Annotated in this window: 19 protein-coding genes; 16 read left to right on the top strand and 3 right to left on the bottom strand. The window is 62.8% G+C overall.

Annotation, left to right across the window (positions count from 1 at the left end; all coding sequences use genetic code 11):
• Window positions 1–28: 28 nt before the first annotated feature.
• Window positions 29–889 (top strand): phytanoyl-CoA dioxygenase family protein, encoded by an 861-nt coding sequence (locus ACOGXC_RS02595; protein ID WP_419919166.1) that lies wholly within the window; start codon window positions 29–31, stop codon window positions 887–889.
• A 75-nt stretch (window positions 890–964) separates the two neighbouring features.
• On the opposite strand, the gene ACOGXC_RS02590 is transcribed toward ACOGXC_RS02595, so the two are convergent.
• Both ACOGXC_RS02590 and ACOGXC_RS02585 read right to left on the bottom strand, forming a co-directional pair.
• A complete protein-coding gene (locus tag ACOGXC_RS02590) occupies window positions 965–2,158 on the bottom strand; it encodes an acetyl-CoA acetyltransferase (protein WP_419919165.1) in 1,194 nt (397 codons plus the stop codon).
• Between the two features lie 10 nt (window positions 2,159–2,168).
• Window positions 2,169–3,575, bottom strand: coding sequence for an OB-fold domain-containing protein (locus ACOGXC_RS02585; protein WP_419919164.1), 1,407 nt, complete (start codon window positions 3,573–3,575; stop codon window positions 2,169–2,171).
• A 404-nt stretch (window positions 3,576–3,979) separates the two neighbouring features.
• Here ACOGXC_RS02585 and ACOGXC_RS02580 point away from each other — a divergent pair, with 404 nt between their 5' ends.
• The 9 genes from ACOGXC_RS02580 (at window position 3,980) to ACOGXC_RS02540 (ending at window position 11,699) form a co-directional block, all read left to right on the top strand.
• Window positions 3,980–4,549, top strand: coding sequence for an RNA polymerase sigma factor (locus ACOGXC_RS02580; RefSeq protein WP_419919163.1), 570 nt, complete (start codon window positions 3,980–3,982; stop codon window positions 4,547–4,549).
• Complete coding sequence (locus tag ACOGXC_RS02575) at window positions 4,546–5,265, top strand: hypothetical protein (RefSeq protein ID WP_419919162.1); 720 nt, start codon at window positions 4,546–4,548, stop codon at window positions 5,263–5,265. Before ACOGXC_RS02580 ends, ACOGXC_RS02575 begins: the two co-directional genes overlap by 4 nt.
• Before the next feature lie 36 nt (window positions 5,266–5,301).
• The gene (locus ACOGXC_RS02570; RefSeq protein WP_419919161.1) at window positions 5,302–6,696 is read left to right on the top strand and encodes an amidohydrolase family protein; all 1,395 of its coding nucleotides are present in this window, start codon (window positions 5,302–5,304) and stop codon (window positions 6,694–6,696) included.
• Window positions 6,697–6,784: 88 nt separating this feature from the next.
• On the top strand, window positions 6,785–7,774 hold the full coding sequence (locus ACOGXC_RS02565; RefSeq protein WP_419919160.1) for a nucleotidyltransferase family protein: 990 nt from the start codon (window positions 6,785–6,787) through the stop codon (window positions 7,772–7,774).
• 24 nt (window positions 7,775–7,798) lie between these two features.
• Complete coding sequence (locus ACOGXC_RS02560) at window positions 7,799–8,815, top strand: NADP-dependent oxidoreductase (RefSeq protein ID WP_419919159.1); 1,017 nt, start codon at window positions 7,799–7,801, stop codon at window positions 8,813–8,815.
• Entirely contained in the window at window positions 8,812–9,414 is a 603-nt protein-coding gene (locus ACOGXC_RS02555; protein WP_419919158.1) for a 2-oxoacid:acceptor oxidoreductase family protein, read from the top strand. Before ACOGXC_RS02560 ends, ACOGXC_RS02555 begins: the two co-directional genes overlap by 4 nt.
• On the top strand, window positions 9,411–9,758 hold the full coding sequence (locus tag ACOGXC_RS02550) for a 4Fe-4S dicluster domain-containing protein (RefSeq protein WP_419919157.1): 348 nt from the start codon (window positions 9,411–9,413) through the stop codon (window positions 9,756–9,758). The genes ACOGXC_RS02555 and ACOGXC_RS02550 overlap by 4 nt, the downstream gene beginning before the upstream one ends.
• A complete protein-coding gene (locus tag ACOGXC_RS02545) occupies window positions 9,751–10,821 on the top strand; it encodes a hypothetical protein (protein ID WP_419919156.1) in 1,071 nt (356 codons plus the stop codon). Before ACOGXC_RS02550 ends, ACOGXC_RS02545 begins: the two co-directional genes overlap by 8 nt.
• On the top strand, window positions 10,818–11,699 hold the full coding sequence (locus ACOGXC_RS02540; protein WP_419919155.1) for a thiamine pyrophosphate-dependent enzyme: 882 nt from the start codon (window positions 10,818–10,820) through the stop codon (window positions 11,697–11,699). Before ACOGXC_RS02545 ends, ACOGXC_RS02540 begins: the two co-directional genes overlap by 4 nt.
• 99 nt (window positions 11,700–11,798) lie before the next feature.
• On the opposite strand, the gene ACOGXC_RS02535 is transcribed toward ACOGXC_RS02540, so the two are convergent.
• On the bottom strand, window positions 11,799–12,545 hold the full coding sequence (locus ACOGXC_RS02535) for an SDR family NAD(P)-dependent oxidoreductase (protein ID WP_419919997.1): 747 nt from the start codon (window positions 12,543–12,545) through the stop codon (window positions 11,799–11,801).
• 242 nt (window positions 12,546–12,787) lie between these two features.
• Between ACOGXC_RS02535 and ACOGXC_RS02530 the strand changes: the two genes are divergently transcribed.
• The 6 genes from ACOGXC_RS02530 to ACOGXC_RS02505 all read left to right on the top strand — a co-directional run bounded on the left by ACOGXC_RS02530 (window position 12,788) and on the right by ACOGXC_RS02505 (window position 17,852).
• Window positions 12,788–13,309 (top strand): hypothetical protein, encoded by a 522-nt coding sequence (locus tag ACOGXC_RS02530; protein ID WP_419919154.1) that lies wholly within the window; start codon window positions 12,788–12,790, stop codon window positions 13,307–13,309.
• Window positions 13,310–13,488: 179 nt separating this feature from the next.
• Window positions 13,489–14,073 (top strand): hypothetical protein, encoded by a 585-nt coding sequence (locus ACOGXC_RS02525; RefSeq protein WP_419919153.1) that lies wholly within the window; start codon window positions 13,489–13,491, stop codon window positions 14,071–14,073.
• 187 nt (window positions 14,074–14,260) lie between these two features.
• A complete protein-coding gene (locus tag ACOGXC_RS02520) occupies window positions 14,261–15,463 on the top strand; it encodes a hypothetical protein (RefSeq protein ID WP_419919152.1) in 1,203 nt (400 codons plus the stop codon).
• Between the two features lie 74 nt (window positions 15,464–15,537).
• On the top strand, window positions 15,538–16,356 hold the full coding sequence (locus ACOGXC_RS02515) for an enoyl-CoA hydratase/isomerase family protein (protein ID WP_419919151.1): 819 nt from the start codon (window positions 15,538–15,540) through the stop codon (window positions 16,354–16,356).
• A gap of 178 nt (window positions 16,357–16,534) precedes the next feature.
• Window positions 16,535–17,293 (top strand): hypothetical protein, encoded by a 759-nt coding sequence (locus ACOGXC_RS02510; protein WP_419919150.1) that lies wholly within the window; start codon window positions 16,535–16,537, stop codon window positions 17,291–17,293.
• A 28-nt stretch (window positions 17,294–17,321) separates the two neighbouring features.
• Complete coding sequence (locus ACOGXC_RS02505; protein ID WP_419919149.1) at window positions 17,322–17,852, top strand: nucleotidyltransferase domain-containing protein; 531 nt, start codon at window positions 17,322–17,324, stop codon at window positions 17,850–17,852.
• Window positions 17,853–18,048 lie beyond the last annotated feature (196 nt).

Below are 18,048 nucleotides of genomic sequence, written 5' to 3'. Positions count from 1 at the left end.
GGCCCTATACCTTGCTAGCTTTCCGACCATGAGTATTGCCCTGGTTACCGATCAGCAGATCAAGACCTTCTGGCGCGACGGCGTGGTGGTGATACGGGGGGTGCTGTCACACGAGGTCCTGGACTCCATGGCCGAGCCCGTCAAGCGGGTGCTGGGGCACCAGAACATGACCAACATGACCGAGTTGGGCTCCGCAGTGGTGCCGTCCAGCGGGGGCACAATGCTCAACGACCCCGCCGCGGCCAAGGCCGGCGCTGCCCGGGGCCAGTTCCGCAGCGGTACCGACCACTGGTGGGACGACCCCGATTTCGAACGCTTCGCCACCCGATCACCGCTGCCCCAACTGGCTGCGGAGTTGTTGCGGAGCCGGGAACTCTGGTTCTACGAGGACAGCGTGCTGGTGAAGGAGCCCCACACCCAGGAACCCACCGCCATCCACCAGGACATGGCCTACTTCCAACTGGAGGGCAACAAGGTATGCACCATCTGGTGCCCCCTCGACCCCATCTCCAGGAAAACCGGAGCCACCGTCTACGTGCGAGGTTCGCACCTGTGGCAGCGGGACTTCCGACCCAACTGGTTCGTGAGCCAGCTCCCCATGCCCGGCACCCGCGGCGAGGAGGTTCCCCCCTACGACCGGGACGACCCCGAGAACCTGCTCAGCTTCGACATGGCACCCGGAGATGTGGCCATGCATCACGCCATGACCCTGCACGGGGCCCACGCCAACATCACCGATCAATGGCGCCGGGCCATCTCGGTGCGCTACTGCGGCGACGGCACCGTCTACCGCTTCAAGCCCGGAACCCCCCTGAAGCCCCACCACACCGAGATCACCGAGGGCGACCCCGTCGATCACCCCCGCTGCCCCCGGGTCTGGCCCCGCTGAACCGAGGCGCTACCCCGGGTCTGGCCCCGCTGAACCGAGGCGCTATCCCGGGTCTGGCCCCGCTGAACCGGGGCGCTATCCCGGTTCGGGGCCGAGGACGGAGACGAAGGAGACCATCTCTCCGGGGTAACCGCCCAGGTTGTGGACGAGGCCGAGGTTGCGGGACGACAGGTCGATCTGGCGATCCGGCCCCGCCCGGCCCCGGAGCTGGAGCCAGCACTCGTAGTGCATCCGCAACCCGGAGGCCCCCACCGGGTGCCCGAAGGCCTTGAGCCCACCGTCGGGGTTGACCGGCATGTCGCCGTCGCGCTCGAAGGTGCCGGCCAGCACCTCCTTCCAGGCCGTACCCCGCTCGCAGAACCCCAGATCCTCCATCAGCACCATCTCGGTGGGGGTGAAGCAGTCATGGACCTCGGCCATGGCCAGCACCGACCGGGGATCGGTGACACCGGCCTGGCGGTAGGCGTCCGCCCCGGCCATCTCGCACTCCGGGAACGTGGTGTAGTCGTAGTCGGGGTCGATGAGCCCCCCACCGGTGCCCGACACGAACGACAGGGCCTTGATGTACAGCGGGTCCTCGCTGTACCGGTGGGCATCGGCGGCTCGCACCACGATGGCCGCGGCTGCACCGTCGGCCACCCCGGCGCAGTCGAACACCGACAACCTTCCGGCCACCGCGGCCATTCGGCAGATCTTCTCGGCCGGCATCTCCCGGCGGAACTGGGCCAGCGGGTTGAGCACCCCGTTGCGGTGGTTCTTCTCGGCTATGCGGGCCACCACCAGCCGCAGCTCGTCCTCATCCACCCCGTAGCGAGCGGCGTAGGCGGGCAGCACCAGGCTGTACATGGCCGCCGCGGTCAGGTTGCGCCCGGTGCCGTCGTGGGGCACGGGCGCAGCGTTCAGCCCCTGGTAGCCGGAGTCCTTGATCTTCTCCACCCCGATGGCCATGGCCATGTCGTAGGCCCCGCTAGCCACCGCGTAGCACGCCTGGCGCAGCGCCTCGGAACCGGTGGCGCAAAAGTTCTCCACCCGGGTGACGGGCTTGCCCTCCAGCTTCAACGGCCGGCTCAGCGTGAGGCCGCTCATCCCACTCGAGGCCGTGCCCAACCAGAAGGCATCAACATCGCCCTTGTCCACCCCGGCGGAGGCAAACGCTGCGGTGGCGGCATCTATCAAAAGGTCGTCGGTTCCCCTGTCCCAGTGCTCCCGAAACGGTGTGCAGCTCATGCCGATGATCGCCACCCGGTCCTTGATGCCATGACTGGCCATGAATCCCCTCCTACCGCTCCGACCTCGCCGGTCGAGCCTTCCAGAAATAGTTGTTGATGCCGTCGGCCCGGTACAACCGCCTAAAGGTCATCTCCACCCGCTGACCGATGCGCACCGCCTCGGGATCCACATCGGTCAGCTCCACCGGCAGGCGGCCACCCCCGTCGAAGTCCACCACCGCGAACACCACCGGCGGGCTCACCGAGTAGACCAGCCGGTCGATGGTGAAGGTCACCACCGTGGCCCCGATGTCGGCCATGGGTGCCGGGTCCATGGCGTCCAACTCGTCCTCGGGCCGGATGGACACCCGGGCCGGCGGCAGGTGCAGCGTCCCGCTCTCGGTACCGCGGCTACCCACGAACCCGTACTTCCAGCTCTGAGCCCTGGCCGCAGCGGCCGACGACGGTCGGGTCGGCTCGGGCCGGTTGGGGGGCTGCACCCGGATCATCTCCCTCCACTTGAGGAACGTGGCGTAGCCGACCTCCTCCCCAGCGGCAACCTGGTCGGCCACCGGCAGGGCAAAGGTACGGTCGGCCAGGGCCCCGGTGGCCCGCAGGATCAGCACCTCCACCCCGTCGGCCAGCACCACCACCGCGATGGTCCGGCCCGGCTGGGCCTGCTCGAGCTCGCCGGCCAGCACCAAACCGGGATGGGCCGTGCCGGCATTGCCCACCACCGCGGTGAGATCGTCGGCCACCCGGGCCGCCCCCAGCCCACCGGTCACCCGCCCGACCGCCCGCCCGTGCACCCCGGTGACAACGGCCACATCCACGTCGCCGGCCCCGATCCCGGCCGCGCTCAGCGCCTCCTTCCAGGCCCGGGCGGCCAGCGGTCCGTAGCGGGTCTCCCCGAACCGCTCCTCCCACTGGCCGGTGGTCACCGAACCCGGCTGGCGCCAGCGATCCACGAACTCCTCGGTGGCCGATGCCGCTCCCAGCAGTTCGGCCACCACCGGCCCATCGGAATCGTCACCCACCACGAATGCAGCGGCCCCGTCACCGCCGTTGGCCTCGTCGGCGCTGGTGGGCAGCCCGCCCCGGATGTCGGCCGCCACCACCAACGTCGGTCCCCCCGACTCCAGAGCGGTGCGCAGCGCCCCGATTCCCGAGCGCACCGCCCCCCCGAAATCCAACGCACCCACCGACGGGTCCAGGCGCAGGGCGGCGTGAATGGTGGTGGCGTTGGTCTTTTCCAGGTACGCCGGATCGGCGGTGGCAAACCACAGCGCCCGGGGCTCGACATCGCTGGAGCGCAGAGCCAGCCGGGCTGCCTCCACCCCCATGGTGGTGGTGTCCTCGTCGTAGGAGGCCACCGCTCGGGTACCCAGCCCACCACCCCGACCCATAACCGCCGCAATGGTCGACCGATCCAGACGCCAGTACGGCACATAGCCCCCGAAGCTGATGATGCCCCGCATGCCAACCCAGTGTACGCCCGCCTGCGACAACAACCGAGATCGAGACCACGACAAGCACCCTGGTTGGCCACCATCTCCTGCTCGTCCGGCGGCACGGCCTTGTACGCGTTGTCCAAATCACGGCCCTACTCAGAAGTGATTATGTAACAACTGTCGCGGTCGGGCAAAGAACAGGGCAAATGGTTGGCGGGCAACAACCAGTCAGCCGAGTCCACCTGCGGCATATGTCACTTGTGGAGAAAATGAGAACACCACCCAAAGGTGGAGACATCATGAAAATCCATACGACATTTAACATCAGCCCTGCGAAACGGCCCCGGTGGGATCTGCTCGCAGGGCTTATCGGGCTGTTAGCCGTGTGCCTTGTGGCCGTGAGTTGTGCTTCTGGGAGTAAATCCGACGAGGTGTTCGCTGACACGTATGATTCATACTTCAAATCATTCTCAGGCGACTACAACCCCTCACCCAACCTTGAAGACCTGAGCATCGGTGCCTTCTACGAGCAACAAGCTGAGGCCTTGCTCCGCTACTTCTACCGTCGCACTGCCGATCCTGATGTCGCCGCCGATCTCTGCGCAGAAACCTTTGCCGCTGCGCTTGAGAACGCACACCGGTACAACCCTCAACGGGGCACACCGGCACAATGGCTCTACGGAATCGCCCGGAACCAACTTGCCATGTTCTGGCGACGCCACAAAGCCGGCGAACGAGCAAGGCGTCGCCTCGGCATCCCGCGCGAGCCCATCGACGAGACGACGGCAACCGAGCTGCGAGAAGCAGAAAACCTCATCAACGGTGCCGAAGCGGTTGAAGCTCTCAACACCCTCCCGCACAAACTCCGTTCGGCCGTCGTTCTGCGAGTGGTAGACCAGCTCGGGTACGCCGAGATCGCCGCCGAGTTGGGTTGCAGCCCCGGTGCCGCACGGGTACGGGTCTTCAGGGGCCTACAGCGCCTGAGCGAGGTGCTCAAGTGACCTCCGACGACTTCAACGCTCCCTTCCTGGACCGGCTGGGGGCGCACCTCCAGCGAGCCGCCGCTACCGGGATGCCGAAACGACGCAACCCATCCTTCGCAATAGCGCTGGTTGCTCTGTTGGCGATTGGCCTTCTCAGCGCGGTTTTCTTCACCCGCCAGAGCCCCGCGGAGGCGATTGCGGTCACTGTCGTCGGGCAGAACGTCAGGGTCGAGGTGCTCTCCCCCATCGCCGACCCCTCACTACCCATCCGAAAGTTGAGGGCTGCGGGCGTGACGGCGACCGTCACCGAGGTGCCAGTGCCCGACGGGCTGATCGGACGCATCACTGCGGTGTCAACGGCTTCCGGAAACGAGGATGTCCGCTATGACGGGCCGAACGTCGTTTTGTTCACCGTTGCCGTAGGCAGCGAGGTCCTCATCGAGATCGGCCGCGAAGCAACCGGTGATGAGGTCTTCGGCGCAACAGAATCCGACCCCGCCTGCGGGCGATGGCGGAACAAGCCGGTAAGCGAGGTCATGAACGACATAGAAGCCACCATCGACCTGATCCGGTGGCAGCTATACGACGGAACACGGGTTACCGAGATCAAGAATCCACCCCAACAGTCACTGGTCCAAGACGTGCTCCCGATCAACCACCGGACATCGATAGTCATCGTCTCGCTCACCCCCGACGCTCTCCCGGAATCCCCCCCTTGCCAACCCAAGCCCTAGCCGTAACATTCGCGGAGGTTGTATAACGTACCCACCATGAGCAGCTCGCGATCCGCCGCCGACATTCGGGCCGACCTCGGCCATCCGATCATCGATGCCGACGGGCACGTGTTCGAGCACTACCCGGCCCTGCACGAGTACTGCCTCGACGAGGGGCTCGCCGGCGGCCTCTACGCCCAGATGGGCAACTGCTCATTCTCCGGCGAACCCAACTGGGCCACCTTGGCGCCCGAGGAGCGGTTGGCCCGGCGCTCCTTCCGGGGGCCGTGGTGGGCGCTCCCGCTGGCCAACACCCGGGACTTCGCCACCGCGGTGTCGCCGGCGATGTTCCACGACCGCATCCAAGAGCTGGGGATGGACTTCGCGGTGTGCTACCCCAGCATAGGGCTCAACTTCCCCAGCTACCCGGACGACGATGTGCGCAACCAGCTTTGCCGAGCGCTCAACCGCTACCTGGCCGACAGCTACCGGGGCCTTCAGGACCGCCTCACCCCGGTGGCCGCCATCCCCACCCACACCCCCGCCGAAGCCCTCGAACAACTCGACTTCGCAGTCACCGAGCTGGGCTTCAAGGCGGTGATGATCGGCGGCTTCGTTCCCCGGCAACTACCGGCCGGCGGGGAGATGGCCACCTGGATCGACTCCCTGGGCCTGGACTCGGCCTACGACTACGACCCCCTGTGGCAACGACTGGTGGAGCTGCAAACCCCGGCCAGCTTCCACTCCGGGTCGATGGGCTGGCACGGCCGCCGGTCGATCAGCAACTTCTCCTACAACCACATGGGCAACTTCGCCGCCGCCGGCGAGGCCACCGCCAAATCCATCTTCTTCGGCGGGGTCACCCACCGCTTTCCCGATCTGCGGCTCGGCTTCCTCGAAGGCGGTGTCACCTGGGGGGCCCAGATGCTGTGCGACCTGGTCGGCCACTGGGAGAAGCGTGGCCCCGAGGGCCTCAAGGCCTACGACCCGGCCCGCTTCGAGCCCGACCGCTTCGAATCCCTGCTGGCCGAAGCCGGCGATCCCATCAACCTGCCCGCCGGTTTCGGCCGGAAGATGCAGCAGTTCACCTTCACCAAGGATGTCTTCCACGATTTCGAGGCGGCCGGCATCACCGGACCCGAGGGCATACTCGAGCAGATCCACCGCTCCTACTGGTTCGGCTGCGAGGCCGACGACCCCCTCGTCCGCCTGGCCTTCGACGGAGCCCTGCCCGGGGGTGCCACCCTGAACGCCATCTTCTCCTCCGATGTGGGCCACTGGGATGTCCCCGACATGGCCGGAGTGCTGCCCGAGGTGTGGGAGCAGGTTGAACACGGCTGGCTGGACGAGAACCAATTCCGGGCCTTCACCCTCACCAACGCCCACCGCTTCTTCACCGAGGCCCGCCCCGACTTCTTCCACGACACTGTGCTGGACACCACAACCGCCTAAACCTACCCACGACACAGCGCTGGACACCACAACCGCCTGAACCTACCCACGACACAGCGCGGTGGTCGAGTTCGATAGGATACGAGACGTGACGGGGAGCACGCTTGTGGTAGCTACAAAAGCCACTTCCGCCCTGGACGTTGCCCGGCAGATAGCGGATGTGTTCGTAGCCGAGCATGGTGTGGCCGAGGTGGCTGTGTTCGGATCAGTCGCACGGGGCGAGGCCACTCCTGACAGCGACATCGACCTGGTAGCCATCTACCCTGACATGGACTACTCCCAGCGCTGCAAGCTTCAAATCGATCTTAGTTCGATCGCCAGGGAGATGGCCGGTCGAGGCGTAGATGTGTGGGTAACGGACTGGCCGGAGTGGAAGCTGAGGTCAACGGAGGTCACCTTGAGTTTTGAACACAGCATATTTAATGACTGTATTGTTCTAGCCCAACAGACCACTCCCTACAAATGTATTCATAAATCAACAATAGGATTACCGATGAACAATAAAGAAGAAATAGAGAAATGGTTGGATGACTGCAAAACAACTATCAGCAACCTACGCAACTCCATGCCAATCACCGAAAGTGAGCTGGAAGCGATGTTGGAAGAGGATGAAGATATTCGCCAAGTTCAGTTGGATGGTGAGCGAATAATACGGCTACGGAATGTGGCTGCACTGACAGCAGAATGTGTTGAAAAGTCTCTGAAGTTGCTGGTAGCTTTAGAAGAACATAGCGTACCCAGAACTCATTCAGCAGCAGAATTGATGCGGTTACTGTCTTACACAGATTCAAATACATTGCTGGACTTATTGACCGAAAGAGAATGGGAAAATGTCGCAAATTGGCGGCAAGCTGGCACATACATTGCCTCTTGGACTCAAATGGGGTTATCGGCAATAGAAGTAGTTGAAGATATTGAAAGATACCATAACGCGATAATGCAAATTTTGCCTTCCGGTATCAAGAGGTATGAACACCGTTATGGTGAATCGGCACAGACTCGTGCGTTGAGGCAAAAAGTGGACGCTCTGAATAGGTGCCTCAAAACCTTGAATATATTAACTGGACAAGAAAAATAGAGCCCACCCGGCTAGCTTGGCGGGATGAACCGCCAGTGGATCTACGCGGTACGACCCGACGGGCCGGCCAGCGTGGACAACTTCGAGTACCGGGAAACCACGATCCCCGAACCCGGTGACGGCCAGGCCCTGGGCCGGTTGTGCTACCTCAGCTTCGAGCCGGCCATGCGCACCTGGATGGAGGACTTCATCACCTACATGCCCCCCGTGCCGCTGGGCACCCCCATGCTGGGCCCCGGGGTGTCGCAGGTGGTGGTGTCCAACACCCCGGCGCTGAACGAGGGCGACCTGGTCAGCGGGATGATGAGCTGGCAGGACTACCAGGTGGTGGGGGAGCAGGCCCGGCTGGTGCCCCCGGATACACCCATCCCGGTGATGCTGGGCCCGATGGGAGGTACCGGCCTGACCGCCTACATCGGCCTGCTCGACATCGGTCGCCCCCAGCCCGGCGATACCGTGCTCACTTCGGGCGCGGCCGGAGCCACCGGGTCGGTGGCCGCCCAGATCGCCCGCATCAAGGGATGCCGGTCGGTGGGCATAGCCGGTGGGGGCGACAAGTGCCGGTGGCTGCTCGAGGAAGCTCGCCTGGATGCGGCCATCGACTACAAGAACGAGAACGTGGCCGGCCGGCTGGCCGAACTGTGCCCCGACGGGGTTGACGTGTACTTCGACAACGTGGGCGGCGACCTGCTGGAAACGATCATGGGTCACATGAACCAGGGCGGGCGCCTCGCGGTGTGCGGGGCCATCTCCACCTACAACCAGGGCTTGCGCCGGCCGGGGCCGGCCAACATGTTCGAGATCATCGAGAAGCGCCTGACCCTCCAGGGGTTCGTCATGTTCGACCACATGGATCGGGTACCGGAGGCCACCCGGGATCTGGGCCAGTGGGTGGCCGGCGGGGAGATCGCCTTCAGAACCGACATCCAGCAAGGCTTCGACAACATCCCGGCCACGTTCCTGCGGCTGTTCAGCGGGGCCAACCAGGGAAAGCAGCTCCTGAAGGTGCGAGACGTGGACCAAACCCTCACCGGACAGTGAAGTTCCAGGAGTCGGAAAGGGAGCTGATGCTCACCGGTATCGGGGAGAAGTTCCAGGAGTCGGAAAGGGAGCTGATGCTCACCGGTATCGGGGGTCAGGGGGTGCAACTGGCCGCCCGGGTCATCGCCCAGGCGGCCACGGTTGAGGGCCGGGAGGTGCTGGTGTTCGGCAGCTTCGGCGGGATGATGCGGGGCGGTAACACCGATAGCACGGTGGTGATCAGCGACCGGCCCATAGAAGCACCCCCGGTGCTATCGGCCACCTGGTCGGCCATCTTGATGCACCACCAGTACTGGACCCCGTTGCGGGAGCGCATCCGCGACCATGGCCTGGTGCTGGTCAACTCATCGGTGTTCGAGGGCGACCTGGACCGGGATCGTTACCAGGTGGTCGAGGTGCCGGTAACCGGGGTGGCCACCGATCTGGGCAACCCGCTCCTGGCGGCAATGGTCATGTGCGGGGTGTACGGACACGCATCCGGGCTGGTGAGCCTCAACGGCCTCATGGAAGGTATGCGCCGCTCGGTGCCTCCCTACCGCAGCCGCCTGATCGAGGCCAACGAAGTCGCGCTGACCACCGGCTGGGAGATGGCCCCATGAACGACGACATTATGAGCGATAACCCCATGAACGACGACATTGACATTATGCACAACGGCACCATGAACACGGTCACGGTTCGGGGAACGGTGGTCATCGATGTCGAGGCCTGCAAGGGCTGCGACCTGTGCATCGACGCCTGCCCGCCCCGGGTGCTGGTGATGACCGACCACCAGGTCAACAACAGGGGCTACCGCTATCCCCGATTGCTGGCCGGCTGCACCGGTTGCCGGGCCTGCGCCCAGATCTGCCCCGACTTCGTGTTCCAGGTGTACAAGTACGCCACCCCAATGGAACTGGAACAAACAGAACTGGACCCAATGGAACTGGAACAAAATGTCTGAGCGGGTGCTGATGGAGGGATCGGAGGCCATGGCTCGGGCCGCGGTGGGTGCCGGCTGCCGGTTCTTCGCTGGATACCCCATGACCCCGTTCACCGGGTTGCTCGAGCACATGGCCCGCCTGCTGCCCGAGGTCGATGGCGTGTGCATGAACGCCGAGAGCGAGCTGGAGGCGGTGGGCATGGCCTGGGGGGCGGCCACCACCGGGCATCCGGCGGCCACCGGATCCACCGGCCAGGGGTTGTCGCTGATGCAGGAATCGTTGTCGGAGATCACCAATGCCCGGCTGCCGCTGGTGGTGTTCAACATGGCCCGGGGCCAGGGTGATTACTACCAGGCCACCCGCGGCGGGGGCCACGGCGACTACCGCCACATCGTGCTGGCGCCGATGGACGTACCCGAGGCGGTGGCGCTGACCGGGCTGGCGTTCGCTCTGGCCGGGCAGTGGCGTACCCCGGTGATGGTGCTGGGCGACTACTACCTGGCCCACACTCATCAGGCGGTGGCCGTGCCTGCAACCGGCATCAAGGCCCCCGAGATCGGTGGCTGGGCGCTGAACGGCTCCTCCGGGGGTTCGGGAGCGGCCAGGATAATCTCCCCCCTGGGCAGCGGGGCCGATGACGAGGAGGGATTCGACCTGGGTGCCCACTACGCAGCCGTTGCCGCCCACATACGGGCCATGGCCACCGGTGTAGAACCGCTCATCGAATGCGGGCACTGCGATGATGCCGAGCTGGTGGTGGCCGCCTACGGCTCGGTGGGCAAGTTCGTGCGCTACGCCTGCCTGCGGCTGCGCGACGCCGGATACCCGGTGGGCTACGTCCGCCCCATCACGCTGTGGCCGTTCCCGTCGAAAGCGGTCCTCGAAGCGACCTCCGGTTCGGCCAAATTGGCGGTGTACGAGCAGAACATGGGTCAGATGGTTGACGACATCCGCCTGGCCACCATGGGAGCGGTGCCGGTGGAGTTCATAGGGGGCCCGAGTTGGGATCACTCCGGTTTCGGGATCGGACCCGACATAAACGTGCCCGACATCTCCGAACGCATCCTAAAGGCAATGCCATGAGCACTGGAGGCGATGCCATGAACACTGGAGGCGATGCCATGAACACCGCAGGCAATGCCATGAGTACTGAGGAAACCATGAACACAGGCCGAGTTTTCATTTCCACCGGCGAGCCCCCCGCCGAGCCCGCCACGCTGGTGGACGACTTCACCCCCGAACTCATCACCCAGGCCAACCACCATCTCTGCCCCGGCTGCGGGGAGCCCATAGCCATGCGGGCCGCGGTCGAGGCGGTCGCCGAACTCGGGCTGACCGAACGAACCATCACCGTTTTCGGCATCGGCTGCTACACCGCCTTCGCCCACAACCTGGATGTGGAGGTGGTGCAGGCCCTGCACGGGCGAGCCCCATCGGTGGCCACCGGCATAAAACGAATGCTGCCCGAAGGGTTCGTGATCACCGTCCAGGGCGACGGCGACATGGTCAACGAGGGACTTCAAGAGGTGCTGCACGCCGCGGCCCGGGGCGAAAACATCACCTGCCTCCTGTTGAACAACGGGGTGTTCGGCGAGACCGGGGGGCAGATGACAGCAACCACCACCCCGGGCCAGCGCACCAAGACCTCAATCGAGGGGCGCGACCCCCACCGGCACGGCCATCCCATCCTATTGTCGAACCTGGTCGCCGCCCTGGACGGGGTGGCCTACGTAGCCCGGGGCGCGGTCAACAACGCCGGCAACGTGGCCCGAACCAAGCGCTACATCACCCGGGCTTTCGAGTCCCAGATGGCCGGCACCGGTTTCAGCCTCGTGGAGATCCTCACCATGTGCCCCACCGGCTGGTTCGTCGACACCCTGGAGGGCCCGGACTACCTCCAGGACACCCTCGCCCCCGTTCACCGCATCGGCGAGCTCAAGTCACTGCCGGTCCCAACCTGAGCCTGAGCTAAAACCGGGCTCAAATTCTGCTCGGCCCGGGCGAACTTCAAGCGCCAAACCGAACCTCAAGTCGTAACCGCGCTCAAACCTGGCTAGAACTCAAGTCGTAACCGCGCCACCGTTTATATGGATGGTCTGGCCGGTCATCCAGGAGGCCTCGTCGGAGGCCAGGTAAACGCAGATGTAGCCAACGTCGTCAGGCCGCCCCAACCGGCCCACCGGCACCTGGCGAGCCATCGAATCGGTCACCTCGGTGGGCTCACGCATCCCCATGAGCCCGAGCGCCAGCGAGTTGGCCGTCACCCCCCGGCGAGCCGTTTCCAAAGCCAGGTGGCGCATGAACCCCAGCGCCCCGCCCTTGCCCGCGGCGTAAAGCGACACCCCGATGTTCAGGCCAACCACGCCGGCGCCGGAAGAAATGGTGATGACCCGCCCGAACCCCCGCTCGCACATTTTGGGAACAACCACGTGGCAGCAGTTCAGAACACCGTGCAGGTTCACGTCCAGGTACGGCGACCACTGCTCGGGATCCATGTCCACGAACTGGGTCGGCATCATAGATTCGGGGATACCGGCGTTGTTGACCAGAACGTCCACCGGTCCCAACCCGGAGGTGGTCGCCGCCACTGCCTCGGTCACCGCCTCCCGGTCGGCCACGTCGAAGGGCACCGCCAGCGCGGTACCACCGGCGGCCCGCACGGCGGCAACGGTGCTCTCGGCCCGCTCGGCGTGACGATCATTGACCGCCACCGCCGCCCCCCGCTCCGCCAGCCGGGCGGCAATCCCCGCCCCAACCCCTTGCCCCGCGCCGGTAACCAGCGCCACCCGCCCGGATAGATCGAACATGCTCACGCTCCTTCGTCCTCCAGCAGCAAATCCCGCAGGCCCTGCCCGGCGGCCGGATCAACCATCGGAAATTACCGATCGACTCCACGGGGGCACCCTAGCCACCCGCCACTCAGGATGTTCGCCCCACCAATCTTTGTACCCACAAATATGTGACAACGACGAGCAATAGGGCTACAGTGGCGGCGCTATCACTCGAATAGGGGCTGGCCGACCGGCGAAACGGCCCAAGGAGTATTGAAATGACCAAGACCAAGTTCTTGTTGATTGCAGCCGTTTTGGCCATCGTGGCTTGGGCGGGGGCCAGCTCTGCGGTGGCCGATGGGCATGAGCAGACGATGACCGTCGATCCCTCGATGGTCGCGGAGCCCGGCACCTACGACTTCACGCTCAGCGCCTCGGGTTTCACTATCCCCAGTGCGAACCTGGCGACGTGCAGCACCGGCGATGCATCCCTGCTCCTCGGTATAGCTGAGCTAACCCAGTACTGCGGAGGTATCGGCGACACCGTTAGCATAGGGGCTGATGGAACCTTCACCACCACGGTGGAAGGCGTTGAAGTCGGCGAGGACGGCGTGACCTTCTTGCTCTTCCAGTTAGTGCAAGACGGTGAAGCTGCCAGCGCTTCGGTGAACATTGGCATGATGGGCGATGAGCTGGCCAACACCGGCTTGAACACATCGCTGCTGGTGGTCATCGGCATGGGCATGGCGCTCGCCGGTGTGATGGTGCTCGGCCTCAGCCGCCGCTTGCGCGCCCTGTAACACCGCTTCCTGATCGGAACACTCGGTGCCCCGGGCCCTCGGGTCCGGGGCACCGGTCGTTTCCTGGCCAGGGATCAAAAATGTTTTGCTACCGAATCGACGACAAGCCCCAAAGTGCGTGCTACAGTCAATACCAACAGGGGTCGGCTGGGTACCTACGCGGCCCAAGGAGTGACATCATGATCAAGTCCAAGTCGCTGTTCATCGGGATGATTCTGGCGCTGGTCGCCTGGGCCGGGGTGAGTACGGCCTCCGCTCAGGATGGGGACCAGCCGAGCGGGCCGTCCATCACCGTGACCCCCACATCAGTTGATGCCGCTGGTGAACACACCTTCACGGTGACCGGTACGGGCTGGGAAGTCGCGACTGACGTTAATGTGATTCCCTGTGATGTGCCAGCCAGCGGTGACGTAGAAGACATAACTACTCCAAACTGCACGAAGTACGTAGGCATGGCAGCACTCAATGTCCCATTCCCGGGTGGTTCCTTCACTGTTGATGTCAGTGTGAATGTACCAGAAGGAGGGATCGTGATAAGCGCCGGTGAAGCCGCTTGCGTAGCAGATCGCCAAAGTTGCAAGGCTGATGCAGTAATCATCACCGTAGGCATGCCCGATGGCACCGGCGACATGAACGAGGACAGGATGGGCGATGAGCTGGCCAACACCGGCTTGAACACATCGCTGCTGGTGGTCATCGGCATGGGCATGGCGCTCGCCGGTGTGATGGTGCTCGGCCTCAGCCGCCGCCTGCGCACCCTGTAACACCGCTTCCTGATCGGAACACTCGGTGCCCCGGGCCCTCGGGTCCGGGGCACCGGTCGTTTTCCGGCCCGGGATCAAAAATGTTTTGCTACAGATTTGACGACAAGCCCCAGAGTGCGCGCTATAGTTTCCTCACCAATACCAACAGGGGTCGGTTGGGTACCTACGCGGCCCAAGGAGTGACATCATGATCAAGTCCAAGTCGCTGTTCATCGGGATGATTCTGGCGCTGGTCGCCTGGGCCGGGGTGAGTACGGCCTCCGCTCAGGATGGGCACACGCTCACTGTTGACCCGATGTCGGTCGAGGAAGCCGGCATGCAAACCTTCACGGTGACCGGCACGGGCTGGACCCTTCCTACAGTGAATGTGATTCAGTGTGATATGCCCGCAAGCGGTGACGTAACCGATGTTACGCAAGCGAGCTGCATGGCACACATAGGAACGGTGCAGATGGTACAACCGCTAAACGGTGGCTTCTCAGTCCAGATGACATTGAATGTGCCAGCCGAAGGACTAGTCATCAGCGCTGGCGACATCGCCCAAACCCAGGTTTTCGCAGTTCCCATCACCGTAGGCATGCCGGACGAAGATGAAGGCGACGGCACCGACGATGACGGCACCGATGATGACGGCACCGACGATGACGGCACCGACGATGACGGCACCGACGATGACGGCACCGACGATGACGGCACCGACGATGACGGCACCGACGATGACGGCACCGACGATGACGGCACCGATGATGACGGCACCGATGATGACGGCACCGATGATGACGGCACCGATGATGACGGCACCGATGATGACGGCACCGATGATGACGGCGACATGGGCGGCGATGGCGACATGGGCGGCGATGGCGACATGGGCGGCGATGGCGACATGGGCGGCGATGGCGACATGGGCGGCGATGGCGACATGGGCGGCGATGGCGACATGGGCGGCGATGGCGACATGGGCGGCGATGGCGACATGGGCGGCGATGGCGACATGGGCGGCGATGGCGACATGGGCGGCGATGGCGACATGGGCGGCGACGGCGACATGGGCGGCGACGGCGACATGGGCGGCGACGGCGACATGGGCGGCGATGGCGACATGGGCGGCGACGGCGACATGGAGGACACCCACGACGATGACGGCGGCGACGACAAAGACATGGGCGACATGGACGGCGACAAAGATGACCATGGCGAAGGCGTGGGCATGGACGACGAAGTCGGCGACGATGACGACACCGAGGGCATGGACAACACCGAGGGCATGGGCGAAGGCGAAATGGCCGCCACTGGGGTCAACACTCCGTTGCTGGTCATCATTGCCCTTGCGGTACTGCTCGCCGGTGCCATGGTGCTGGGTCTCAGCAGGCGGCTGCGCACCCAGTAACACCGTTTCCTGATCGGAACACTCGGTGCCCCGGGCCTTCGGGTCCGGGGCACCGGTCGTTGTAAGGTCAACCCATGTCGTTCAAACTGATCCTTTTGGATGATCCGGCCCCCTATGTCAGGCGCATCACCCTGAACCGGCCCGAGAAGCGCAACGCCATCAGCACTCCCATGCGAAAAGAGCTGCTGGCCGCCCTTCAGGAGGCCGACCGGGACGACGATGTACGGGTATCGATAATCAAGGGAGCAGGACCGTGTTTCTCGTCGGGTTACGACCTGTCCGAACCCCTGATGGACGATCCCCCCCACTACACCGCAGGCGGGGACGGTCAGTGGTCCCGCCATGTGACCGGTAGCTGGCTCTCCATCTGGGAACTGGCCAAACCTGTCATCGCCCAGATCCACGGCTACGCCCTGGCAGGCGGCTCAGAGCTGGCCGCCGCCTGCGATCTGGTCTATGTGGCCGACAACGCCGAGATCGGCCACCCGGTGGTGCGGGTGCTGAGCCCGCCCGACTTCAACTACCACCCCTGGCTGGTGGGGTTCCGCAACGCCATGGAGATGATGCTCACCGGCGACTCCTACTCCGGCACCGAGGCCGCAGCCATGGGGTTCGCCAACCGGGCCTACCCCGAAGCCGAGCTCGAGCAGAAGGTGCTGGACATGGCCCAAAGGGTGGCCCGGGTACCATCCGACCTTCAGCAAATCAACAAGCGCAGCGTGCACCGAGGCATGGAGGCCATGGGTACCCGCAACGCCATAGGCACCATGTCGGAATACCAAGCCCTGGCCGGCAACGTGGCATCGGTACAAGAGTTCAAGCAACGAGCCCTGCAAAGCATCAAATCAGTAGTGGACCGCCCCGCCGCAGCCAAAAAAACGATACCTAAGTAGGCAAATCGGGGGCGGCATAGGAGGTGGCTGATGCTGTGTGCTGATGAGACATATGTGGGCGGGGTTGAGCAGAACAAGCATCAGCAGAGGGTTGCCGCGTAATTGGTTGTGTGTGCTCTGACCTGCTGTTCTCCCCACGCTGCCCGCAACTGTCGCACCACTCTGGTACGCTAAACACGTGGGCAAATTCAATTTCATCGAAATGACTCCAGCAGAGCATTTCCGCTGGGCCACAAACATGATCGACCCCGACCCTGAATTCGCCAACCCACCCACCGAACCGTGCCTCACCGAAGCCGCGAGAATGCTGCGCGACGGCCTATGGATCGAACAAGTCACCCCAGCGGAAGCCGCTCAAGCCTCGGAACGGACAGTCAAATGGATCGAAGGTGTGCTCGACGGCACAGTGCACCCCACCCTTGATGAACTTGAATTGACGCTCAACGCAATTGGCTTAGAAATGCGGATACATCCTTACCCTGCGGATGAAAAATGTCACATCCGACATGCCCCCGGAGTGATCGCCACAAAAATTCAACACTACCGAGAAGTAGACCTCAGAGTAGACGGTGAAACAATCATCCAACGCTCACCTCCGCAACCAGGGGTCACCCGACGACAGTTCAGCGCAGGCCCTAAACGGCAAGACGGAGGGGGTTCGGCAGCGATTCTGACCGCACTGTGTTTGGGCAGCACCATTTCTACTCGTGTGTCAATCACCCCAAAGAAGTTTGCCCGCAAAGCCAAGATAAGCCAAACTCAACTAGACGAGTTGCTGTCTGGTGATTGGACTCCTACTTCCGTCCAGTTTGAAAAAATGCTCGCCAGAAATGGTATCGCACTTCATTACCGCTTAGAGCCGTATGAATATCATGACGATGAACTTCATTACCTCTGGAAAATGCAGCAAAAAGAAAAAGCAAACATTGTCTCATAAAAACCATATCCAGTGAGGCGGATATTGGATGAATGACGAGAAGGATCACATCCACTTCAAGCTGATAAACATTGCTGAACGACTAGCAGAATATGAAGTTGATTTCATTGTAATCGGCGGTTGGGCAATTGACTGTGCCTATCCTGAAATTCAATATCGAACCGAGGATATTGATTTCATAGTAATGAAGGATAAGGAAAATTATAAAAAGCTAGCTGCCGCCCTAAATAGTCTAGAAGTTCGTAGAACGATTCGCAAAATACCAAAACCCGAACCAGAACGCCTAACAGCAGAGATGCTAGACAGCAAAGATTATTGGAGATTTCATACTGAAAGTGGCCTGATTGATGTGATGCCAACCGCAGGCATCATCAGTGGTTTCAAAATGTTAGCCAAAAATGCACGGCTGGCCAAAGACACAAAACATGAAATCTGGATAGCTGATCCTAAAATCGTGTACATCAGTAAACTTCATACTGATAGAAAAAAAGACGAAAAAGTGTTGAATGCATTGAAGGAAGCTATTGTCAAAGAAGATGGGACTTATATACGTGACTAGCCAAACTACTGCTGACCTGGAGAAACGTGCCACAGAGAAACTGTCACTCATGTCTGCATAATAGTAAATATGGAAAATAAGAAATCCTCAGGCTAAAACCAGGTGCGGGAAACCGCAAGGCCATTCAGGGCATTGCAGTCAAAAATAAAGGGGCTTACATCTGAAAGTACTGTCAACAACCCTCCATAAGGGTTAC

The sequence above is a fragment of the Candidatus Poriferisocius sp. genome, from assembly GCF_965202595.1.
Lineage (GTDB): Bacteria > Actinomycetota > Acidimicrobiia > Acidimicrobiales > Bin134 > Poriferisocius.
Note: the sequence above shows the minus strand (reverse complement) of the source record. Positions and strands in the feature narration are given on the sequence as shown.

What these genes read in the sequence shown, in the direction of transcription:
- ACOGXC_RS02595 (WP_419919166.1), top strand. Translation starts at nt 29, where the DNA reads ATGAGTATTGCCCTGGTTACCGATCAGCAGATCAAGACCTTCTGGCGC.
- ACOGXC_RS02590 (WP_419919165.1), bottom strand. Translation starts at nt 2,158, where the DNA reads ATGGCCAGTCATGGCATCAAGGACCGGGTGGCGATCATCGGCATGAGC.
- ACOGXC_RS02585 (WP_419919164.1), bottom strand. Translation starts at nt 3,575, where the DNA reads ATGCGGGGCATCATCAGCTTCGGGGGCTATGTGCCGTACTGGCGTCTG.
- ACOGXC_RS02570 (WP_419919161.1), top strand. Translation starts at nt 5,302, where the DNA reads ATGAGCAGCTCGCGATCCGCCGCCGACATTCGGGCCGACCTCGGCCAT.
- ACOGXC_RS02560 (WP_419919159.1), top strand. Translation starts at nt 7,799, where the DNA reads ATGAACCGCCAGTGGATCTACGCGGTACGACCCGACGGGCCGGCCAGC.
- ACOGXC_RS02550 (WP_419919157.1), top strand. Translation starts at nt 9,411, where the DNA reads ATGAACGACGACATTATGAGCGATAACCCCATGAACGACGACATTGAC.
- ACOGXC_RS02545 (WP_419919156.1), top strand. Translation starts at nt 9,751, where the DNA reads ATGTCTGAGCGGGTGCTGATGGAGGGATCGGAGGCCATGGCTCGGGCC.
- ACOGXC_RS02540 (WP_419919155.1), top strand. Translation starts at nt 10,818, where the DNA reads ATGAGCACTGGAGGCGATGCCATGAACACTGGAGGCGATGCCATGAAC.
- ACOGXC_RS02535 (WP_419919997.1), bottom strand. Translation starts at nt 12,545, where the DNA reads ATGTTCGATCTATCCGGGCGGGTGGCGCTGGTTACCGGCGCGGGGCAA.
- ACOGXC_RS02530 (WP_419919154.1), top strand. Translation starts at nt 12,788, where the DNA reads ATGACCAAGACCAAGTTCTTGTTGATTGCAGCCGTTTTGGCCATCGTG.
- ACOGXC_RS02525 (WP_419919153.1), top strand. Translation starts at nt 13,489, where the DNA reads ATGATCAAGTCCAAGTCGCTGTTCATCGGGATGATTCTGGCGCTGGTC.
- ACOGXC_RS02520 (WP_419919152.1), top strand. Translation starts at nt 14,261, where the DNA reads ATGATCAAGTCCAAGTCGCTGTTCATCGGGATGATTCTGGCGCTGGTC.
- ACOGXC_RS02515 (WP_419919151.1), top strand. Translation starts at nt 15,538, where the DNA reads ATGTCGTTCAAACTGATCCTTTTGGATGATCCGGCCCCCTATGTCAGG.
- ACOGXC_RS02505 (WP_419919149.1), top strand. Translation starts at nt 17,322, where the DNA reads ATGAATGACGAGAAGGATCACATCCACTTCAAGCTGATAAACATTGCT.